Genomic DNA, 2,589 nt, shown 5'->3' with positions numbered 1-2,589 from the left:
GTAAACGTCAACCGAACTACACCTTGACTCATGTGTCAGGCGTGGGGCTGAGCATCCGCCCGGCTCCGCATGGGTGCTCAAGGACTCGTCCTTCCATACGAAAGGCCCGCCGTCGCCGGCAGGGCCTTCGCTGATAAATTTGAAATTTCACCTCTTCACTCGAATCCCTTCCGGGAGCCCTTCTGACCAGGGCAACAATGCCTCGAACGCCGCTTCATCCTTGATGTCCATATTCGGCATCCGTTCAAAGAGATACGTGAGATACGCGGTCGGATTCAGTCCGTTTTCCTTCGACGTCTCCACGATGCTGTATGTCACAGCACTGGCTCGCGCTCCACGCGGCGTATTGGCAAAAAGCCAGTTCTTCCGTCCGATCACAAACGGCTTCAATGACCGCTCGCAGCGGTTGTTGTCGATCTCCAAATGCCCATCTTCGACGTACCGAATCAGCTTGGGCCACTGCTTCAGGACATAGCTCACCGCTCGTCCTAACGCGCTTTTCGGCAACACCTGCTGTTCCTGCTTTTCAAGCCATGCCAAAAACGCGTCCAGGATGGGCTTACTTTTGGCCATCCGCACACGTTGCCGCTCTTCGGCGCTTGCGTTCTTCAGCTTCTTCTCCACCGCATACAGCGCGTTGCAGAAGGACAGTCCTTCTTCCGCCGCCGTCTTGCCCTTTCGCTCCTTGGGAGGCACTGCCTTGAGGGCTTCGTCAAATTTCCGCCGCGCATGTGCCCAACATCCGACAAGGGTGACATCCGGTAAGCCCTCATATCCCGCGTATCCATCCACGTGCAGATACCCTTGAAACCCTGCCAAGAACCGCCGCGGATGGTCCGCACTTCGCGTTTCCTGGTAATCGTACAGGACAATGGGCGGTCCATTCATACTGCTGCGATATACCCACATGTACGACTGGGTCTGCGCTGCGCGCCCGGCTTCATGTAACACTTGCAGGGTCGTTTCGTCCGCATGTAGATAGCGCTGAGCCAAGAGCACTTGGCGGAGTTTCGCATAGAGCGGCTCTAACCACGTCTCCGCCGCGTGCACCACCCAATTCGCCAGCGTCTGGCGGGACAGCGGATACCCGTGCCGCGCAAACTGTTGCTCTTGCCGATACAACGGCATCCCGTCGACAAATTTCTTCGTCATCACATAGGCGACCGCTCCCGGCGTCGCGAGACTCTTCGCCTGCACCGGCTTCGGCATCGGCGCGCGCACTACGGGGGTCTCCACGTCCTGCGCTTCACAATGCCGGCAGGCGTACACGTACCGCACGTACTCGACTTTTTTCATCTGCGCCGGGATGATTTTCACGCGCCGCGTGATCTCACGGCTCATCTCATGCAGCTCACCCGCACATTTCGGGCAGACTCGCTCGTCATCTGACAGTCGGTATTCGACGACCTCGTCTGCTTCGCCCTGATACAGCCAGGCGTCACGCTCCCGCGCCGCACGAGGCTTCCGGCGCTCATACGTGATGGTCTCCGTCTCCACGCCTTCTGACGTCGCGTCCGTATCGCTTTCCTCGGTCTCCTCAGAAGCTGTGGCGTCCGCCTCGACTTCGGCTTCGTTGAACAGCGAGAGCTGGACGCTGTCCGACTCAGCCTGGGTCTTGCGGCGCTTTTCACTGGAAGGCCCAAACAGACGATGACGGAGCAGATGGATCTGCTCCTCCAAGTAGGCCACCTGTTGGCGCAATTGCTCCTTTTCCCGCTGAAGGGCCTCGTATTCTTGTTCAGTCATGGTGATGGTGCCGTTCTCGTGCGTCATGCCCTAAGCATTCGACAACGTGGATCCGATTCCTCCTTGTCCCGTTCAAATCGCAGAACGGGCAGGCACAGCTCGATGCGCTTTGGGCTGCTCGAGTGGAAGGCCATCCAGGAGCCAGTTCAACTCTCGCCGTGTAATCACCATGGTCTTGGCATCGCCAGTCTCTGGCCAATCGAATCGACCGCGCTCTAAGCGCCGATAGTACAGCCAAAAGCCGTTGTGCGACCAGTGCAGGATTTTGAGTTTGTCCCGTTGCCGATTGCAGAAGACAAACAGGCATGGCGAAAACGGATCGAGTTGAAACGACGCCTGAACGAGTGCGGCAAGTCCGTCAATGGATTTGCGCATGTCCGTGGCGCCGCAGGCGAGATACACGCGGTGATCCGAAATCCAGTCGAAGGCTAGCAAACGTGCATCACGAGCCGAATGAGCTCAGCAAGTGTCGAGGCGTCGTAGCCGGGACGGACGTCAATCTCGACCGAACCAATGCGCAGGGTCAGGGGCGAACGGCTTACATCCGAAGGTGATGAGGCTGTCACGACCGATACGAACGTCGCGTCATGCGTGCCAGGTGCGGTTTCGTTTCGTAGTCGGCGAAGCCAGTACCAGAACTGATGGGGTTTCAGACCGTGCTCAGCGCAAAACTGACTGGCGGACTGGCCGCTGTCGTAGAAGGCAGCGATACGTTCACGCCAAAGTTCACGACGCTCCTGGTGAGATATGTGCTCTCGCATACAAGAACCCTCCCGATGCTTGATGAGCCCATTTTCAAGCAGCAGGAGGGCAAACACCATGTGGGTTTGGTTTGACGCTTAC

General features: G+C 57.9%; 3 protein-coding genes. All 3 read right to left on the bottom strand.

All coding sequences use genetic code 11. From position 1 onward, the window contains the following. Nucleotides 1–147: 147 nt before the first annotated feature. The 3 genes from tnpC to tnpA are packed head-to-tail and all read right to left on the bottom strand — an operon-like array spanning nucleotide 148 to nucleotide 2,507. Nucleotides 148–1,773: an IS66 family transposase gene (gene tnpC, locus J3481_RS14250; RefSeq protein WP_206832783.1), complete on the bottom strand. Its 1,626-nt coding sequence runs from the start codon at nucleotides 1,771–1,773 to the stop codon at nucleotides 148–150. A 45-nt stretch (nucleotides 1,774–1,818) separates the two neighbouring features. Beyond that, a complete protein-coding gene (gene tnpB, locus J3481_RS14245; protein WP_014463047.1) occupies nucleotides 1,819–2,181 on the bottom strand; it encodes an IS66 family insertion sequence element accessory protein TnpB in 363 nt (120 codons plus the stop codon). Next, nucleotides 2,175–2,507, bottom strand: coding sequence for an IS66 family insertion sequence element accessory protein TnpA (gene tnpA, locus J3481_RS14240; RefSeq protein ID WP_148260084.1), 333 nt, complete (start codon nucleotides 2,505–2,507; stop codon nucleotides 2,175–2,177). Before tnpA ends, tnpB begins: the two co-directional genes overlap by 7 nt. Nucleotides 2,508–2,589: the final 82 nt, after the last annotated feature.

Source organism: Alicyclobacillus fructus (genome assembly GCF_017329605.1).
GTDB lineage: Bacteria > Bacillota > Bacilli > Alicyclobacillales > Alicyclobacillaceae > Alicyclobacillus > Alicyclobacillus fructus.
The sequence above is the reverse complement of the archived record's forward strand: the minus strand, read 5'-3'. Positions and strand labels throughout refer to the sequence as shown.